Annotated in this window: 14 protein-coding genes; 12 read left to right on the top strand and 2 right to left on the bottom strand. The window is 52.7% G+C overall.

What is annotated here, in order from left to right; genetic code table 11:
- Positions 1–6: 6 nt before the first annotated feature.
- The 11 genes from DYH27_RS05565 (at position 7) to DYH27_RS05620 (ending at position 14,433) form a co-directional block, all read left to right on the top strand.
- Positions 7–1,563 (top strand): RagB/SusD family nutrient uptake outer membrane protein, encoded by a 1,557-nt coding sequence (locus DYH27_RS05565; RefSeq protein WP_025067784.1) that lies wholly within the window; start codon positions 7–9, stop codon positions 1,561–1,563.
- A 32-nt stretch (positions 1,564–1,595) separates the two neighbouring features.
- Positions 1,596–2,687: a glycoside hydrolase family 18 gene (locus DYH27_RS05570; RefSeq protein WP_013671113.1), complete on the top strand. Its 1,092-nt coding sequence runs from the start codon at positions 1,596–1,598 to the stop codon at positions 2,685–2,687.
- Positions 2,688–2,700: 13 nt separating this feature from the next.
- Positions 2,701–3,864 (top strand): DUF1735 and LamG domain-containing protein, encoded by a 1,164-nt coding sequence (locus DYH27_RS05575; protein WP_013671112.1) that lies wholly within the window; start codon positions 2,701–2,703, stop codon positions 3,862–3,864.
- A gap of 21 nt (positions 3,865–3,885) precedes the next feature.
- Positions 3,886–4,878 carry a discoidin domain-containing protein gene (locus DYH27_RS05580; protein ID WP_025067785.1) on the top strand — a complete coding sequence of 331 codons (993 nt, stop codon included), beginning with the start codon at positions 3,886–3,888 and terminating at the stop codon, positions 4,876–4,878.
- A 473-nt stretch (positions 4,879–5,351) separates the two neighbouring features.
- Positions 5,352–5,741, top strand: a complete 390-nt coding sequence (locus DYH27_RS13535; RefSeq protein ID WP_025067786.1) for a hypothetical protein — start codon at positions 5,352–5,354, stop codon at positions 5,739–5,741.
- An 856-nt stretch (positions 5,742–6,597) separates the two neighbouring features.
- Positions 6,598–7,344, top strand: coding sequence for a cell division ATP-binding protein FtsE (locus DYH27_RS05595; RefSeq protein ID WP_025067787.1), 747 nt, complete (start codon positions 6,598–6,600; stop codon positions 7,342–7,344).
- A gap of 47 nt (positions 7,345–7,391) precedes the next feature.
- Entirely contained in the window at positions 7,392–8,708 is a 1,317-nt protein-coding gene (locus tag DYH27_RS05600) for an aspartate kinase (RefSeq protein ID WP_025067788.1), read from the top strand.
- Positions 8,709–8,865: 157 nt separating this feature from the next.
- Positions 8,866–10,023, top strand: a complete 1,158-nt coding sequence (gene lysA, locus DYH27_RS05605; protein ID WP_029216490.1) for a diaminopimelate decarboxylase — start codon at positions 8,866–8,868, stop codon at positions 10,021–10,023.
- A 21-nt stretch (positions 10,024–10,044) separates the two neighbouring features.
- Positions 10,045–11,259, top strand: coding sequence for a glycosyltransferase family protein (locus DYH27_RS05610; RefSeq protein WP_029216491.1), 1,215 nt, complete (start codon positions 10,045–10,047; stop codon positions 11,257–11,259).
- Positions 11,260–12,417, top strand: coding sequence for a glycosyltransferase (locus DYH27_RS05615; protein ID WP_025067789.1), 1,158 nt, complete (start codon positions 11,260–11,262; stop codon positions 12,415–12,417). It begins immediately after the preceding gene.
- A 3-nt stretch (positions 12,418–12,420) separates the two neighbouring features.
- Complete coding sequence (locus DYH27_RS05620) at positions 12,421–14,433, top strand: fructose-bisphosphatase class III (protein ID WP_029216492.1); 2,013 nt, start codon at positions 12,421–12,423, stop codon at positions 14,431–14,433.
- A 265-nt stretch (positions 14,434–14,698) separates the two neighbouring features.
- Here DYH27_RS05620 and DYH27_RS05625 read toward each other — a convergent pair whose 3' ends face one another.
- The gene (locus tag DYH27_RS05625) at positions 14,699–17,209 is read right to left on the bottom strand and encodes a glycoside hydrolase family 95 protein (RefSeq protein ID WP_081640761.1); all 2,511 of its coding nucleotides are present in this window, start codon (positions 17,207–17,209) and stop codon (positions 14,699–14,701) included.
- A 663-nt stretch (positions 17,210–17,872) separates the two neighbouring features.
- Positions 17,873–18,550 (bottom strand): OmpA family protein, encoded by a 678-nt coding sequence (locus tag DYH27_RS05630; protein WP_004352415.1) that lies wholly within the window; start codon positions 18,548–18,550, stop codon positions 17,873–17,875.
- Positions 18,551–18,855: 305 nt separating this feature from the next.
- Between DYH27_RS05630 and proS the strand changes: the two genes are divergently transcribed.
- Positions 18,856–20,337: a proline--tRNA ligase gene (proS, locus tag DYH27_RS05635; protein ID WP_025067790.1), complete on the top strand. Its 1,482-nt coding sequence runs from the start codon at positions 18,856–18,858 to the stop codon at positions 20,335–20,337.
- Positions 20,338–20,349 lie beyond the last annotated feature (12 nt).

Consider the following 20,349-nt stretch of genomic DNA (forward strand, 5'->3'; position numbering starts at 1 on the left):
TTCGAAATGAAAAAGAACAATATATACAGAACTGTCACTGCCTGCACCTTTGCGAGTGCGGTACTATTCTCAATTCCGTCCTGTACGGATGGCTTCCATGAGGCCAACCGTCCGGGGACAGGAGCCTCTGCAGAGGATCTGAACCGTGACAACTACATGACATCCTCGTTTATCGTTCAGATGGAGAACGAAGCTTTCCCTGAGCAGGAAAACACCTACCAGATGAACCAGGACCTCATCGGCAACTACCTGAGCCGCTACATGACCTATGCCAACAACGGTTTTGCCGAGAAGAACTTCGCCCGCCTGAATGCTCCCAACGGATGGGTGCGCTATCCGTTCAAGGACTCCATGCCCAAGACGGTATCGGCCTTCAAGGAGATTGCACGCGTCACCAACGGTCAGGGACTGAACTATGCCTGGGCACTGATTCTCCGCGCACAGTCGTTCATGCGGCTCACGGATATGTACGGTCCGATTCCCATCGGGGCAGATCCCAACGACGGCAACGCCTACTCTTCACAGGAAGATGTCTACAAGAGTCTGATTGCCGATCTCAATAAAGCAACCGGAATCATCAGCCCGCTGGTGGCTGCCAACCCCGACCTTACCGTCTCTGCAGAGCATGACAAGGTATATCAGGGCAAGTTTGCCAAGTGGCTGAAATATGCCAATTCGCTGAAACTCCGCATTGCCATCCGCATCCGCTTCGTTGCTCCTGCACTGGCAAAGCAGCTGGGCGAACAGGCCGTACAGGATGGGGTCATCACGAGCAATGAGGACAACTGCACCATCGCTTACACACCCAACGGACAGTACAAGACCTCTGTTGAGTGGGGCGACAGCCGTGCCTGTGCCGACCTTGAATGCTATCTTGCAGGTTATAACGACCCGCGTCTCGCCAAGTTCTTCAAGCCGACAGAGGAAGCAGGCCCACGTGCCATCATCGGCTGCCGGGCTGCTGCCAAGATCGGAAACAAGACCACAGCCGACAAAGCCTACTCTGCCGCCAACATCAACCAGAACAGCGAGGGCGTATGGCTCACCGCTTCCGAGATGGCTTTCTGCCGTGCGGAAGGAGTGCTGGCTGGCTGGAGCAACATGGGCGGGACAGCCCAGTCGCTCTATGAGGAGGGCGTAAGACTTTCCTTCGAGCAGTGGGGCGCAGGCGATGCGACAAGCTATCTGGCCGACAACACGTCCACTGAAGCCGATTATGTCGATCCCATCAGCGAATACGGCGGCAATGTTAGTGCCGTAAGCAACATCACCATCAAGTGGGACGATGCGGCTACCGATGACCAGAAGCTGGAGCGGCTTGCCACACAGAAGTGGATCGCCATGTTCCCGAACGGGCAGGAAGGCTGGTGTGAAATCCGTCGTACAGGCTATCCGAAGGTGTTCCCTCTGGCACAGCCGACCGACTACAGCATCCAGGTTGCCAACCGCATTCCCTTCGACATAGACGAGGCTACCAACAACAAGGACAACTACCTCAAGGCCGTACAGCTGCTGAACGGAGCAGACGACTACGCTACCAAGATGTGGTGGCAGCGCAGATAAAACATCATTCATCAACAAACATTCGATAGAAAATGAAGAATATAATCAAGATATTCCTGCTTTCCGCCTGCGCTGCAACGGCTTTCACAGCCTGCAGCGACTGGACAGAAACAGAGACAAAGAACGGAGCCGACCTCACCCACTCCAACAAGTCCGAGGCGTATTACGCACAGCTCCGCAACTACAAGAAAACCGACCATGCCGTAGCTTTCGGCTGGTTCGGCAACTGGACAGGAACTGGCGTGACGTATGAGAACTCCTTGGCAGGCCTTCCTGACAGCACCGACTTCGTTTCTCTGTGGGGCAACTGGAAGAACCCGACCGAGGCCATGCTCAACGACCTGCGGTTCGTTCAGCAGACCAAGGGCACGAAGGTGCTCATTTCCTGCCTTGTCTTCGACATCGGCGACCAGATCACCCCGACACAGACAGACAAGTCCATCACCTGGAAGGAATGGCGGCACAAGTTCTGGGGATGGGGCGACGACGAGGCTTCACAGATTGCCGCTACCGAAAAGTATGCCAATGCCATCTGCGACACGATCGACAAGTACGGTTACGACGGCTTCGACCTCGATGCCGAGCCAGACTATGCACAGCCTTTCGCTACAGAAAAAGAGCTGTGGGTCAACCCCAAAGTCATGGAGGCTTTCGTAAAGACCATGTCCAAGCGCATCGGCCCGAAGTCGGGTACAGGACGTATGTTCGTCGTCGACGGACAGCCTGAAAGAATCCCGGCAGAGTATGGCAACGACCTCAACTACTTCATTCTCCAGGCCTATGCAAGCTCAAGCAATTACGGCCTGAACGAACGTTTCGCCGTACAGGCAGACCATTTCAAGGATCATCTTACACCGGCACAGGTGGCCAGGAAGATCATCGTATGCGAGAACTTTGAAAGTTCTGCCGGCACAGGCGGCGCCAGGTTCACCCTGGACAACGGTACGGTCGTTCCCTCCCTGTGGGGTATGGCTTACTGGCGACCCACCTATGACGGCGTGTCCTACAGCAAAGGCGGCGTCGGCACCTACCACATGGAATACGAATACAACGTTTCCGGACAGACCGGCAACTATCCGTTCCTGCGCAAGGCCATCCAGATCATGAACCCATCTATCCATTAATCAAGACTATCAAATGATGAAATACAACATTTCAAAGCACGTCATGGGAGGGCTCGCAGCAGCCTCCCTGATGCTGCTGACAGCCTGCAACAATGCGGAATACTCTCCACTTTCCAACCAGGCTTACATCGCACAGACCAATACCAACGGCAACTCCAACGAAAAGGTAACCATCGGCAACACCGCCGTAACCACCTCTGTGAACGTGCGCCTGTCCGACCCGGCTATGGGAAACAGCACATTCGAGGTCGTGACAGACGAAAGCGCACTCGATGCTTACAACCAGCGCAACGAGACTTCCTACAAGGTTCTGCCGAAGGATTTCTACAGCCTGTCAGGTTCTGAAGTGACCATTGAAGCCGGGAAGACAACCTCATCGGCCGTAACACTGACCATCAACCCGTTGACACAAGCACTGAAGGAAAGCGGACAGAAGTATGCCGTCGCGCTTCGCCTGAAGAGCAAGGACGGGAAATATGACGTGCTGAACTCCGGCAGCACGATGGTTTACCTGCTCGACCAGGTCATCTACCAGGCAGTACCGACCATCAACGCATCGCACAACATCCACTTCACCATGCGCCAGGCATACGACCTGAACGAGTGGACACTGGAGTTCAACGTCAACATGAGCGAGCTGGGCAAGGGCCTGGGCGAGCTGAACAACCAGGCACTCTTCGGTGCATGGGGCAGCAACGGCGGTGAAATCTACACCCGCTTCGGTGATGCTCCGATCGAGGGCAACCGCCTGCAGATTAAGACGCAGGGCACACAGATGAACAGCAAGATGCTCTTCGATGCGAAAAAATGGTATCACATCGCCTTCGTCTGCACAGGAACGAAGCTCTACCTCTACGTCAACGGCGTACTCGACAACTCCATGTCGCTGCCCGGCAATGCGACCAACATCGCCAGCCCGATCAACTTCGGCAACACCGATTACCTCAGAGCCGACGTAAAAGTCAGTGAGCTGCGCTTCTGGACCAAGGCACGCACACAGGCACAGGTGCTCAACAACATGTACGCCTGCGACCCGAAGAGCGACGGTCTGGAAGCCTACTGGAAACTGAACGAGGGACAGGGCGACACCTTCGCCGATGCGACAGGCCACGGCAACACCGGCAAGTGCGTGGCTGTTCCTGACTGGGAACAGAATGTAAGAATCGATGGAAAATAAGTTTTAAAACAAGACCCAATCATGAACAAGAATATCATCAAGACAGTGCTGGCAGGCTCAATGGTAGCCGCCGTACTGACAGCCTGCCAGAGCGAACCGGAAGTGGGAAGCTCGCTCTACCCTACTGCAGAAGAGAACTACGACACAAAGGCCTATCTCTACACCGGTACAGGCGACGACAACAAGGTCACGCTGTCAGGGGTGAAATCGGCAACGGATGTCACCCTGGCGAACGACAGTGCGCTGATCTACGTACGCCTCTCCTCACCGGCAGACAAGGACGTTACCGTCAGCGTGGCTGCTAGCACCGAGAATGTCAAGACGCAAGGCAATGAGGAAGTGATGGGCACGAATGCCATCCAGCTGAACCGGACGACCGTCACTGTACCCAAAGGGCAGGTGACAGCCTCCAATCCTGTCGTCGTGAAGCTGAAGGCGGGCGACGACCTCAAGAAAATCCCCATGCTGAAGAACGGTGTCGTTGCCGTAGCCATCACATCCGTTGACGGTGCGGCCGCCGGCAGTTCCTACAACACAGCACTGGTGGCGACCCGTTTCAGTTTCGAGAACATCAATCCCGCCGGCGAGCTGAACTACGACAAGAGCATCAGCTACGACCAGTACACCATGTCGACCAACCTCAGAGGAATGAATGCCAGCAAGCTGAACGACGGCAGCAAAAACACGTACATCTACACCTATATGTCCTACGGTCCGGTGTTCACCATGGCGTTCAAGAAAGAGACCCGCCTCACCGGCATCGGCGTTCTTTCTGCATTCACGTCCTACAACTACGGTGTCAAGGAAGTTGAGGTATTCACCAGCATGGACGGTACGAAATGGACAAGCCAGGGCACGGCTACGGCAGCAACCCCCTATGACGACGACAACCCGCTGCCCATCGTCTTCTCTGCACCGGTAACCTGCAAGTATGCGAAGGTAAAGATTCTCTCCTCCTTCCATACCAGCAGCAGGCCCCTCTTTGCCGTGAGCGAGATATGGGCGTTTGAATAAGCAAGCCCGAGATAACAGTCCACAGGTGTATCAAACAGCCCGATGACCAGCCGGCAGGAATAATCCTTCCCGTCCGTCTTTGGCACAGCCGCCACATCAGGCAGGCAGGGAATCTGTCCTGCAGACCAGATATCCCGATACACCTTTCTACATTCCTGAAAGCAAAGACTCCGAAGCACAAGACCCTCTGCGGTCTGTCTGCTCCGGAGTCTTTTTTTGTCTTTTCACAACAGCGTGCCTCCACTTGGGAACAGTAGATATTTAGTGTCGTACAGACAGATGTCAGCTGCATTCTATACAGGCCTTAGTTGGAAACTTATGCGTGTGTTAATGCGAAAAAATCATTCAAAAAGTTGCATCATATTGGATATATATATTCGCAATATATTAATTAATAAAACCACCTGGTAGTAGACAATTAAGTTAGTGTCCTTAAAGCACTATTATAGAATAACTTTAATTTAGTAGAAGATATGACAGATGCAATTGTAATATTGCTGATTAGTTTACCACTGATTATAATCGGAAGAACGATCAACTCAGATTCTTCAATTAATTTTGGGACAAGAATTCCCAAATCCGAACTTAAGAGTGAAGAGGGTATCAGAAGATTGAAGAGAATAAAGATTGCACTGATGCTGGCAGGAGCCATAACCCTTGCCGGCGGTATATCATGTATCATTTTCGAGTGGGAAGAGCTTCTCTTTTGGATTATGCTTATCCCGGTAACGATAGCTGTCATTTATATGTTGTTACAGCTGTGTATGATCCAAAAGAATAAAAAAACATATACAGTTATCACATTGGTTTTCATTGGTTTCGTCATCATTCTCCCCCTTATTGATAATACTTCCAAAGACTGAAAATGACGACGATACTATCATCAAAAATGACACTTTGTTTATTGAAGGATTATACGCAAAAGAAACACCGATATCAAGCATAACCTATATAAACGGAAGTGCAATAGTACCTCCAATCGAAATGAGGACAAATGGAATATCATTTGGGGTCCTTAATGTCGGTCATTTCCGAACCAAAGACCAAAAGGATGTTTTATTGTATTTACATTCTGACGAGACGAATGTGACACATATCAAGACAAGTAACAACGAAGGTGTCTTCATCAATTTCAAGGACCCGGCTAAATCTGCTGGCTTTTCAAATAAACTGAAGGGGTCATATCTTCATCAGCCTACCCCATCCAACTAACACTGTCCATCAAAAAAGCCCCCTCATCAAAGAAAGTATGCCAGCCTTGGCTTCTGCCGCAATCCGTCTGCATTCTGACAACAGATTGCAGGAGTGTGAGCCGTCAGCACGGATGGCGTTTACCAACAATACGATTAGTGTCAGGCGTCAACACATCAGCAGGATATCAGCTTTCGTCATTACCATAACATTTTGCAAGAGAGAATGCCGACTTATACAGAAAACGTCTGCCAGCAATAACTCCCAATCTCTAAAAGGATAAACACTATTGTAAAAATGCGTTAATACGAAACAACTCTTTTCAAATGTTGCACCGGCTTGAATATTATTTAGGTAGGCTCTATACAGGTTCTAATAATTTCCTTTCCTCTAAAGAAAAGTAAATTCTTTATTCCACTGGTCCATAAATCACAGTTTTTTATGTAAATTTGCAAAATGAATCCTTGCTAAAGAAGCAATGGGAGAAAGAATAAAGATTCACAAATATAAAATCATAAAGGGAGAAGCATGCTGATAGACTATAAGAAAGTAAACATATATCAGGACGAACGGCAGATTCTGAAAGATGTAGACTTCCAGGCCGGACAGGGAGAGTTCATCTATCTCATCGGGCGTGTCGGCTCCGGAAAAAGCTCACTACTGAAGACGTTCTACGGCGAGCTGGATATTGACAGCGAAGATGCCGAAAAGGCCGTCGTCCTCGGCGAGAAAATGCCTGACATCAAACGGAGCCGTATTCCGGGCCTGCGCAAGCAGATGGGCATTATCTTCCAGGACTTCCAGCTGCTGCACGACCGATCCGTGGCAAAGAACCTCAAGTTCGTCCTGCAGGCAACAGGCTGGAACGACCGGAAGAAGATCAGCCGGCGGATTGAAGAAGTGCTGGAACAGGTGGGCATGACCGACAAGAAAGACAAAATGCCCAGTGAGCTGTCAGGCGGCGAGCAGCAGCGTGTCGCCATTGCACGTGCCCTGCTGAACACGCCGAAAATCATTCTTGCTGATGAGCCGACAGGCAACCTCGACCCGGAGACAGCCGCCAACATCGTGAGCATCCTAAAAGCTACCTGCCAGACAGGGACGACGGTGATCATGTCGACCCACAACATCAGCCTCCTGGACCGTTTTCCTGGCAAGGTCTACCGCTGCAAGGATGGCGGACTAAGCCGGCTCACCGACAAGCATGAAGCCTGCGACCTGGACGAAGAGACAACGCCCATAGAGCCGATCATCGAGCCGGCACAGGACGAATAAGCAGACGGCGTACAGCGTAAATCCACATACAGAAAAGACAGAAGATGATGAAAGTAATGAAATTCGGAGGCACATCCGTCGGCTCGCCGGAGCGGATGAAAGACGTAGCCTCACTGATAACAAGGTCTGGAGAACCCACATTCATCGTGCTCTCCGCAATGAGTGGAACGACAAACACACTGATAGAGATTTCCGACTACCTCTATCGGAAGAATCCCGAAGGTGCCAACGAACTGATCAACACCCTTGAACAGAAGTACCTCGGACACATCGAAGAGCTGTATTCCACAAAAGAATACAAACTGAAGACACGTGAGTTCCTCGGCGAAGAATTCAACTATCTGCGTTCTTTCACAAAGGACCTGTTCACCTCGTTCGAGGAAAAAAGCATCGTGGCACAAGGCGAAATTCTGTCTACCAACATGGTAGTGAACTACCTTCAGGAGCAAGGCATCAAAGCCACATTGCTACCGGCACTCGACTTCATGCGCACGGACAAGAACGCCGAGCCCGACGGTCAGTACATCAAAGATCACCTGACCGCCATCATGAAAGAGAATGAGGGCTATCAGATCTATATCACACAGGGCTTCATCTGCCGCAATGCCTACGGCGAAGTGGACAATCTGCAGCGGGGCGGATCGGACTATACGGCATCGCTTGTCGGGGCTGCCATCAATGCCGAAGAAATCCAGATCTGGACAGACATCGACGGAATGCACAACAACGACCCGCGCGTGGTAGAGAAGACCGAAGCCGTGCGCCAGCTGAACTTTGAGGAAGCTTCTGAGCTGGCTTACTTCGGGGCAAAGATTCTCCACCCCACCTGCGTGCAGCCGGCAAAATACGCCGGCATCCCGGTCCGGCTGAAGAACACGATGGATCCGGACGCTGAAGGGACCATCATCAACAACACCCTCGTGAAGGGCAAAATCAAGGCGGTCGCCGCCAAAGACAACATCACGGCCATCAAGATAAAGTCGAGCCGTATGCTCGGTGCATCCGGCTTCCTGCGCAAGGTATTCGAGATCTTCGAAAGCTACCAGACCCCCATTGACATGATTGCGACCAGTGAGGTGGGCGTGTCGATGACCATCGAAAACGACAGCCATCTGGCGGAGATTGTCGACGAACTGAAGAAGTACGGCACTGTCACCGTCGATGCAGAGATGTGCATCGTCTGCGTTGTCGGCGACCTCGACTGGAGCAATGTCGGCTTCGAGACACTGGCAACGGATGCCATGAAGGACATTCCGGTCCGCATGATCAGCTTTGGAGGCAGCAACTACAACATCTCCTTCCTGATCAGGGAGACCGACAAACAGCGCGCACTGCAGTCGCTGTCGGATGTCCTATTCAAGTAATAGAACCGGCAGCAGACCGACTTACAGGACACCCGTTCCGGAAGCGGACGCACGGCTTGAGGCCCGCCACCAGATGACTTTACAGCCCTATGTTCCACACGTCCTTACGGATAGCCGCATAATAGGATAACGCCACTATACGATGCAAATCAGACAGATGACCAACAGATTTCCGACAGACAAGTTCAAGCATATCGATACCCCTTTCTACTATTACGACTGCAACCTCCTTCGGGAGACTCTGCAGGCGATCCATGAAGAAGTGAGGACACACGCAGACTTTATCGTTCACTATGCTGTCAAGGCCAATGCCAACGCAAAGGTGCTGAAGATAATCAGCCAGGCAGGAATGGGGGCCGACTGTGTGAGCGGAGGCGAGATACGACGCTGTCTGGACAGTGGCTTCCCTGCGGGCAGCATTGTCTATGCCGGCGTGGGGAAGGCAGACTGGGAAATCAATCTCGGGCTCGACCACGACATCTTCTGCTTCAATGTGGAGAGCGTCGCCGAGCTGGAGGTCATCAACAGTCTGGCTGCGAGGAAAGGGAAAGTGGCGAACGTATGTTTCCGCATCAACCCGGATGTAGGAGCGCATACACATAAGATGATCACAACCGGACTGGCAGAGAACAAGTTCGGAATCGCCATGCAGGACATGGTGCCGGCCATCCGGGAGGCGGAAAGGATGGCGAACATCCGCTTTATCGGGCTGCACTTCCACATCGGTTCACAGATTCTCGACATGACGGACTACCGCCACCTGTGCAGCCGGATCAACGAAATACAAGACGGTCTGGAGGAGCAGGATATAAGGGCGGAGAACATCAATGTAGGCGGCGGACTGGGTATCGACTACACACAGCCGGACAGCAAAGCAGTACCCGAGTTCAAGGCTTACTTCTACACCTTTGCCCGCTATCTGAAACTGCGGGAGGGACAGAAGCTCCACTTTGAGCTGGGACGTGCCGTCGTCGGACAGATGGGAAGCCTCATTACCCGTACGCTCTACGTAAAACAGGGAATGGCAAAGCAGTTCGCCATCGTGGACGCCGGCATGACCGACCTCATCCGTCCCGCCCTCTACCATGCCAGACATGAGATAGAAAATCTGTCGAGCGATGGACCGGAACAGATCTATGATGTTGTGGGTCCCATCTGCGAGTCAAGTGACGTTTTCGCCAAGGACATCCCGCTGAATACCGTCCACCGGGGCAACCTGATTGCACTTCGGTCGGCCGGGGCATACGGCGAAATCATGGCTTCGCAATACAACTGCCGCCGGCAGCCTGTCGGCTACCTGTCTGACGAGCTTTAACAAAAACAATGCAACAAGTAAATGTTCACCTTTGATCATACAACCCTCCTCTTCTCGGCTGTGCTGTTGGCCGTGGCACTGCTGACGACCCTGTGCAATCCTTTCTTCCGCAGAGTGAGGATATCAGAACACCGGCCTGCAACGCCCGAGGCTGATGGAGAAGACACAACGGAGAGAACAGACGAAGGAGGGAAAGCTGTCGGAAGTTCGGCTATCCCTATGCTTCCGGCCGTCTCCATCATCTTCACGCCGCATGACAATGCGGAGGAGCTTTCGAAAAATCTCCCATGCTATCTGGACCAGTACTACCCGACTGATTTCCAAGTAATTGTCGTCGCTCCGCAGAACGACCATGAGACAAGTGATGTGCTGAAACGCTTCGCAGGTAACAAAAGACTCTACACGACCTTCATTCCCGAGTCATCTCGCTACATGAGCAGGAAGAAACTCGCCATCACACTTGGCGTGAAGGCAGCGAAACACGACTGGGTGATGATGGCAGACATCTGCTGCCGCCCGCAGAGCGAGGACTGGCTGCGGACGATAGCCGGCAACTGCACCGCCGGAAAGGAGCTTGTGGTAGGTTATACCCGGTACGAGGATAAGACACCAGGCTACCGCCGGTTCGAGCGATATTACCAGGCACGCTACTTCATGCGCGAGTACCAGCACGGCAAGGCTTATGCCTGCCCTTTCAACGCCCTGCTCTTCCGCAAGAGCGTCTTCCTGGACGAAGAAGGATTCCGGGGAAACCTCAAGTACCTGCGCGGCGAGTTCGATTTCATGGTGAACAAATACGCCCGGGACAGCAATCTCGCACTGGAGAATGCTCCCGGGGGAACGCTCATCGAGGAAATGCCGACAGAGAAGACCTGGATGGGCCGGCACCTCTTCTATATGGAGAACCGCCAGCACATGGAACATACTTTGCGGCATCGCTTCCTCCCATGGCTGGATCAGACGGCACTGCACGGCAACTACCTGCTACAGTGTACAGCCCTCGTTGCAGGCTTACTGTCTGGCTTCTGGACCGTTGCAGCCGCTGCCGGACTGGCACTTGTACTGACCCTTGTGCTCCGTATCCTCATCGGCAGGAAGGCACTGAGGCGGTTCGGCATGGACCTGCCGGCCTGGAAGGTCATTACCTATGAGATTGCAATCGCATGGCATCACCTTGGGTACAAGGTCAGATACCATCGTGCCAACAAGTACGACTTTATTTCTCACAAACTCTAAATGCGCATCATCCATTACATAGACGGCATAGAAGCCGGCAAACTGCTGTCAGACCATTTCCTGCGACTTGCCACGGCACAGCAGGAATATGCCGAGGTCAGGATCGTCACGCGCCGGGACGACTTCAAGAGGGTGTCTGATGAATTTCATGCAGACATCGTACACATCCATGCCTGCTGGGATTACAAAGCCGCAAGATGTGCTGCTCAAGCTGTCGGAAAGGGCTGTCCCGTCATACTGTCGCCCCACTGGGGACTTGACAGGCATACACGCATGGCAGAACGGAAACTCACGAAGCACATAAAGGCGATTCTCTACCAGAAGAGAATGGTGCAACAGGCTGACGCAATCCTCGTCTCCAGCGAACATGAGAAGAAGGACATTCTCCGGCTGGGATGGACGGAACGCATCGACGTGGTGGCTGACTGTGTTCTGGACAGGCAGCAGAGTGATGATGCAATGGCACATCAGGCAGTCGACTTCTACCGCAAAGTCCTCGACACACGCTATCAGCTTGCCATGACGGCCATGGAGAAAGATGCCATACCGAGCCTGCTGCATGCCGGATTGGCACAGGAAACGACACACAATCTTCTGTCCAGTGAACAGTTGCTGAACCTGCGGAGCCTAAATCCCGGACAATGGCAGCGCATCCTGCTCTATGCCGATGACGAAGGAGTCAGAGACATCATCGGCAACGGCATCAACCGTCTGCAGCTCAATGCACCCGACATCGATACAACGGCCATCCGGCGGTACGCCTTGTCGGCATCCAAGAACACAAATTCTGTAGACGCAAAGGAACTGTCCGGCAGCCAGCCACTCATGCGTCAGCGGCTCAACGACAATCTCAACCGGGATGAGATGCTGATCAGACAAATCATCATCATGCTGGCAAACACACGGCAGGTGGAGCGCAAAGGAAGCTTGACCCTGCGCCAGCTGGCAGACCTCTATACAGCCATCAAGTACAATGACTATGATGAGGACCGTCTGGCAGAGGTGCTCCGTCATCTGCGCATCTATCGCTACGCACGCCGCATCATCCAGCTCCTCGCTGAGAAGGTGCAGCTGAAAGAGGGATTCATGCCCTTCCCGCCGCTCAATGACAGACAGACAAGGCGTATCCTAAGAAAGAATTTCACCCAAAGACATTAGCACATGACAAACAAACATTACAATCTGAAGAAAGACGAGCGGTATCTGCAGCTGCTGGCAAAATCGTTCCCGAATATTGCCGATGCCACCACGGAGATTATCAACCTTGAGGCCATCGCACACCTCCCGAAGGGCACAGAGCACTTCCTTGCCGACATACACGGTGAATACCAGGCCTTCCAACACGTGCTGAAGAATGCCTCTGGAAACATCAAGCGAAAAGTAAACGAGCTCTTCGGCGACACCCTCCGCAGCACAGAGAAGCGCGAGCTGTGTACTCTGATCTACTATCCGGAACAGAAACTGGAACTCGTCAAACACGAGGAAAAGGACATAAAGGACTGGTATCACATTACCATCTACCGTCTGGTAGAGGTGTGCCGCGACGTGTCCAGTAAATACACCCGCTCAAAGGTACGCAAATCCTTGCCGGCAGATTTCTCCTATATCATACAGGAGCTGCTGCACGAACATTCGGATGACAAGGACAAGACCGACTATGTGAGCGCCATCATCAAGACGATCATCTCTACCGGACGTGCCGACGACTTCATTACGGCCATCTGCGAAGTCATACAGCGGCTGGCCATCGACCAGCTGCACATTCTGGGCGATGTCTACGACCGCGGACCAGGCGCCCACATCGTGATGGACACCTTGCAGAACTACCACACATGGGACATCACCTGGGGGAACCACGACATCCTGTGGATGGGAGCCTGTGCCGGCAACGATGCCTGCATCTGTAACGTCATCCGCATCGCCCTGCGTTATGCCAACATGGCTACCATCGAAGACGGATACGGCATCAATCTCATCCAGCTGGCCACCTTCGCCATGGACGTATACGGCAATGACCCCTGTGAAGAGTTTATGCCGAAAGTGTCGAAAGACAACCCGCTTGACGACCGCAACATGACGCTGACCGCACAGATGCACAAGGCCATCAGCATCATACAGTTCAAGATAGAATCGCAGATGATCAGCCGCCATCCTCTATGGAAAATGGATGACCGCCGCCTACTCCACGCCGTCGACTACAAGAAAGGAACCATCGTCGTGGACGGAAAAGAATACAAGATGCGCTCCTGCAACTTCCCGACCATCAACCCTGGGCAGCCCGACCAGCTCACCGAGGAGGAACAGGCACTCATCGACCGGCTGCACCATTCGTTCACGTCAAGCGAAAAACTGCGCAGCCATATCCAGTCGTTGCTCCGCCACGGCTGTATGTACAATATCGTCAACCACAACCTGCTCTATCATGCCTCCATCCCGCTTACAAAAGACGGAAAGCTGAAAGAGGTGGAGATAGCACCCGGGGAGAAGCTGAAAGGGAAGGAACTGCTCTACCAGACAGGCATGAAGATCCGTTCTGCTTTCCAGTCGAACAACGACCTGCAGACCGAGGAAGAACACCAGGATGCCGTCGACTTCTTCCTCTATCTATGGTGCGGACCAGACAGTCCCCTCTTCGACAAAGCCAAGATGGCCACCTTCGAACGCTATTTCCTTGCCGAGAAGGAAACCCACAAGGAAGAGAAAGGCTACTATTTCAGTATGCGCGACAACGAACAGATTGTCGACATGATCATGGACGAATTCCATGTACCGCAACCCAACCGCCACGTCATCAACGGCCATGTTCCTGTCCATGTCGTCAAGGGCGAGAACCCTATCAAGGCCAACGGCAAGCTGATGGTCATCGACGGGGGCTTCTCGCAGGCCTATCACAAGGAAACCGGAATAGCAGGCTACACTCTCGTCTATCATTCCCGCGGCTTCCAGCTCGTCCAGCACGAGCCGTTCACGTCGGCTGAAGATGCCATCAAACGGGGGACAGACATTGTCTCGACAACCCAGATCGTAGAGATGAACCAGCATCGCCTCCGCGTGGAAGACACTGACAAGGGTATGGAACTGAAGCTCCAGATTGAAGCGCTCAACGAACTTCTCTATGCCTACCGCTGCGGTTTCCTCACCGAGCACGAGCGGAAGACACCGCCCAAGGCATAAAAACAGAGCAACAGAAAAACAGCGTAACAGCAGGGAAAAAGTATGGTAGTAGCCGATTCCACCAAGGAGATGCCGGCATCCATACTTTTTCCCTGCTGTTACGCTGTTTTAGAACCTGCACCTTAAATAAATACGCCGGTTCGATAACACACTTCCCCAGACACGGAATCACAATACCGTCTCATGCAGATGCAGTCTGAAAGCAACACAGAACAAGGAAGACCTGTACAACAGCTATTTGTGTCTGCTTTCTATTCCTATTGTCCTACTTGGAAACAAGAATATATACGCCGCCTTTGACCGTCGGGAAACTGATTTCATCATTGCCTGTGCATTCATAAGCAAGCGGTTTTCCATCGCCTGCCGTCAACTTGAAATCATCTGCCACACCGGCATACTTCACCACACAGACCGTGCCCGCATGAGAGACTATCCGTATTTCCTCCGCCCGGGCTTTCACCCAGGTAATGTCGACCGTGAAGTTGCCGACAGCCTTCAGCCCCTTGACAGCACCCTTGGTCCAGAAGTCCGTCGGCAGAGCAGGGAGAATAACGAGCTTGCCGTTGTAGCTCTGCAGGAGCATTTCGGCAATGCCGGCCGTATAGCCGAAGTTTCCGTCAATCTGATAAGGTGCGTGTGCATCCCAGAGATTCTCATAGATTCCGCCCGCCCGCTCGTCCACGTCCGTCGACCAGGTCTGCTGCAAGGCCCGCCGGATAAGGTTGTGGCAGTGCAGTCCCTCGTGAGCACGGGCATTGAGATTGATTTTATGGCCGAGCGACCAGCCTGTTCCGTGACCGTCTCCACGGGCAAGCAGCGATGTACGGGCTGCCCGGAACACGGTCTTGTCGCCGTCTTCACTGATCTGGCTGCAAGGATAGAGCCCCATCAGGTGGGAGATATGGCGGTGCGTCCTGTACTCGTCCACACCGACCCTGCCCGGGTTGTCAAACTGTGAAGTGTATTTCCATTCACGCAGATAAGTCTGTCCGTCAGCGGGATTGACCTCCGTATGGCAGCCGTCATCCAACCTGGCGAAACAACCGGCAAGCGAATCAAGGAACGTCCTTGAGACCATATCGTCACCAAGCACCTTGATGGCCTTGCGTGTACTGTTGAACAGATCCCAGACCAGCTGCTGGCTGTGTGCAGTGGCATTCTCCGTCGGTCCGTGCTCCGGCGACCACTCGTCAGGGCACTCGTAGGTGCCGTCCGAGGCCTTCACCAGTTTTCTGAGCCAGTAGTCGACAGCCGACTTCATGACCGGGAACGCCCGTGTACGCAGGTATTCCCTGTCCATCGTGTACATATAGTGCTGCCACAGATGCTGGCAATACCATGCATTGGCAACGGTATAGGTATCGGCAAAGGTGGTGCCGGATCCATAGATGTTATTCTCCGTAGGCAATGTCCATCCTGCATCCACATGACCCATGTCTTTTGCAAAGCGGTGCCAGGAAGGTCTCACGCAGGCTTCACGATAAATATAATCAAGGAAAGGACGGTGCAGTTCCGAGAGGTTGGTCGGCTCTGCAGGCCAGTAATTCATCTGCACATTGATGTTGGCATGGATATCGGCGTGCCAGGCCGGCGTGTTGCTGTTGTTCCAGATTCCCTGCAGATTGGCAGGAAGAGAGACACCACGGCTGGAGCTGATGAGCAGGTAACGCCCGTAACTGAAGTATAGCTCCTCCAGGAAGAGGTTGTCATGCGGATTGTCACGATAGCTGCTGATCAGCTGTGGGGTCGAAATGTCAGCCTTGCTGTCGCCGAGTGTGAGCTGACAACGGTCGAAGAGCGACCTGTAGTCGGCCTTGTGGGCAGCCAGCAGTGCGGCATATCCCTTTCGCTGTGCGCTGTCGACGGTAGCCGCTGCACGACCGGCAAGACGGCCGGATCCGGCAACATACTCCGGTGCATCAGGGTCGAAGTCGGTCAGCCCACGGAGGAAAACCGTCATGCAGTCAGCATTGCTCACCTCGATAAGTCCTCTTGCATTTTTCCTGACCTTACCGCCTTCGGTCACGACACGTGCAGTACAGCAATAACTTTCAGGCGTGGCAGCGCCACCGTCTTTCTGTCGGGCAATCTGCCCATCGAAGGTAATCGTAGCCTGATTTACCTTGTCCACCACATAACGTACATGTCCTCCGTTCTGGTCCATCAGCGCAAGCGTCGTGCTGATTTTCCCTCTCTGCGAGGCTGTGTAACGGATAACGATACAGCTGTCAGGATTGCTTGCGAAGTAAGTACGGCGGTACGCCACCCCGTCCATGCAGAACTGCACACCTGCCACGGCATTGTTGATGTCAAGGTAACGCACATAATCCGTCACCTTCTTCATGCCGTGGCTGCTGATGAAGAGGTTGCCGAAGTTAAGATAACTGCCATAATCAGCCGTGCTGGTCAAGCCACCGAGCTTACCGCTCCATAGGGTCTTGTCGTTGAACTGCACGTCGTCAACAGCTACCTGTCCCATCAGGGTTGCCCCGAACTGACCGTTACCGATGGGCAGACAGGAGGTCATCCAGTTTGTTGCTGGCTTTGTGTACCATAGCGTATATTTGTTTTCAGGCCTGAATGCAGCAATGCCTTCAACACGTACCGGCTCGTCAGCAGATACAAGATGGGAAACATGACCTCCTTCCCTGCAAACGAACCCTGTCGTTTCAGGACTGTTCTGCCGGACGCAGTCCGCTGGTCTCTCTTCTGCAAGTGCGCCTGCACTCACTGCAAGAAGCATGGCCGCAAGCCAGATCTTTGTTTTCTCGTTCATTTATAGATAGACATATCCTATGTATCGGATGGGGCTTACCCGGTCTTCGGACAGGTTCTTAGTTTTCAATTGAACACAAACTTTTGTTTCTGTGTGACAAAGATACACCATTTTTTTGAATCTGCGACGTGTTAAAGAGGTCTTTTTGATAATCAGGTGGTCAAACTAAAACTCATGCCATAGGCAGAGGCAGCCAATCAGACTACAAGCATCTTATACCGAACTCACGTGGAAACGCTTCAATCCAATCGGTTGAACGGATTGTTCCCGACCGGTTGGGAACAGAGTTCCCAAGCGTTGGGAACACGAGTCCCAGGCGTTGGGAATACGAGTCCGGGACGTTGGGAATACGAGTCCGGGACGTTGGGAAAAGTGCTCCAGATGCAGTTTACAATGTTTGGGGTTGACTACCTTTCGTCCTGCGCTTAAACTTGACTGACAGGGGTAAGCTCCTTTGCTATGTTCTGACACAACATAAACAAAAAAGAAGGATACCGCCAGGGCAATATCCTTCCAATACCAATATTTCCGTACCAGGGCATCCGGTTCCCCTATGGAGAAGAGAAAACAGGATGCAGTCTTTCCTACAGGAATACACACCCCATACATCTGCAAACAGAAGTCCGACAAAGATGTACAGAACAGCATTCCTGCATCCAGAGACTACAACGTTCCGTTGTTAGCCTGGCGGACCATCTCGGAAGAAGCATAGAGATATACTTCCACACGACGATTCGCCTGGCTAATCGTCTTGTTCTCAATAGGGTTGGAGCTGCCAAAGCCCTGTACCGAACGAATCTGACGGCCGGTAACGCCCCGCCCCTTCAGGTAAGACGACACCGCCTCGGCACGACGCTGTGACAGCGGCAGGTTGATATTGTCGTTACCGGAAGCGTCAGTATAGCCCTGTATGGCAACGTCACAGTTGGAGTTACGCTTCATCAGGGCAGCGAACTTTGTGAGGTCGTTCTTGGCAGAAGCGCTTAATTTGGAACCGTTCAATGGGAAGAGGATACCCGAATCGAAGGTGACCTTCACACACTCCAGTCCGTTGGCATCCGTCACTTTGTCGACACGGGCGTTGGGAAGAGTCTGGGCAGTCTCACGTGCCACCTTGTCCATGTGACGGCCGATAAGTGCGCCGGCTCCGGAGCCGATGGCACCGCCAATGGCTGCGCCAATCGCCGTGCTCTTCCCATTGTGACCTATAATCTGACCGACGATGCCGCCGAGTGCCGCTCCGGCACCACCGCCAATCAACGTTCCTGTTCCCTGTTTTGTCTGACAACTTACGACAGTCAGTAAACACATCCCGGCTGCCATCATTTTCATATTCTTCATAACCAAAACTGTTAATTGATTAATAATTATCCTTTACTTTCCAAGGATTGGCCTTTGCAGCCGCACCTGCATAAATTAATTCATGCAAAGTTAAACAAATATATGCTGTGAGGCATCTATTGCCAACATTTTTTTGTATTTTTGCAGAAAATTAGCTGCACTCGACAAATGGAAGCGAGCTTCCTTTGCACTCGTTTGCATAATTCCTGCACAAAATTATCAATTCCCGGAAAAGGGACAAAAGGGAAACTCCTACAAGAAAACGGAAATCCCCTAAAAGTGCAGAACAAAGCAGAAAAAGACTTATGGCAAAAGAACTGAAACACATGACCAAGAGAGCAGAGAACTACTCTCAATGGTACAACGACCTGGTAGTGAAGGCAGAACTGGCAGAGCAGTCTGCCGTACGCGGCTGCATGGTCATCAAACCCTACGGCTATGCCATCTGGGAGAAGATGCAGGCACAGCTTGACAAAATGTTCAAGGAGACCGGCGTACAGAACGCCTACTTCCCGCTACTGATTCCGAAGAGCTTTCTCTCCCGCGAGGCTGAACACGTGAAGGGATTCGCCAAGGAGTGTGCCGTGGTTACCCATTACCGACTAAAAGCAACGGAGGACGGCAACGGCGTCGAGGTCGACCCCAATGCGAAACTGGAGGAGGAACTCATCATCCGCCCTACGAGCGAGACTATCATCTGGAACACCTATAAGAACTGGATTCACTCATGGCGCGACCTGCCGCTGATGTGTAACCAGTGGTGCAACGTCATGCGCTGGGAAATGCGTACACGTCCGTTCCTCCGCACATCGGAGTTCCTCTGGCAGGAGGGTCACACCGCTCATGCTACACGTGAGGAGGCAGAGAAGGAGGCACAGACCATGCTGCACGTGTACGCTGACTTCGCTGAAAAATGGCTTGCCGTACCTGTTGTGCAGGGCGTGAAGAGCGAGACGGAGCGTTTCGCCGGTGCTTTGGACACCTATACCATCGAGGCCATGATGCAGGACGGAAAGGCCCTGCAGAGCGGGACCTCCCACTTCCTGGGACAGAACTTCGCCAAGTCGTTCGATGTCACTTATCTCAACAAGGACAACAAGCCGGAGTATGTATGGGCAACATCATGGGGGGTCAGCACACGCCTGATCGGTGCGCTCATCATGACCCACTCTGACGACAACGGCCTGGTTCTCCCTCCGCGTATCGCACCGATTCAGGTGGCCATCATCCCTATCTTCAAGGGAGAGGAACAGCTGAAGGAAATCACAGCTAAACTGCAGCCGATCATCGACCAGCTGAAAGAACTGGGCATCACTGTCAAATATGACGATTCCGACAACAAGCGTCCGGGATTCAAGTTTGCCGACTACGAACTGAAGGGTGTACCTGTACGTCTGGCTATGGGGGGCCGCGACCTGCAGGACAACACCATCGAGGTAATGCGCCGTGACACACTGGAGAAAGAAAACGTCAGCTTCGACGGCATCGTCGGGCGTGTGAAGAGCCTCCTTGACGACATTCAGGACAACATCTTCAAGAAGGCAAAGGACTTCCGCGACGCACACATCTACGAGTGCGAGGACTATGAGGAGTTCAAGGAGAAGGTAAAGGACGGAGGCTTTTTCCTCTGCCACTGGGACGGTACCGAAGAGACCGAGGCGAAGATCAAGGAAGACACTCAGGCCACTATCCGCTGCGTTCCTTATATGTTCGAGCAGACACCGGGTACGGACATGGTAAGCGGAAAGCCGGCCAAGTATCGCGTCATCATTGCAAGATCCTATTAACAGCCGGAGGCA

Source organism: Prevotella denticola (genome assembly GCF_900454835.1).
GTDB lineage: Bacteria > Bacteroidota > Bacteroidia > Bacteroidales > Bacteroidaceae > Prevotella > Prevotella denticola.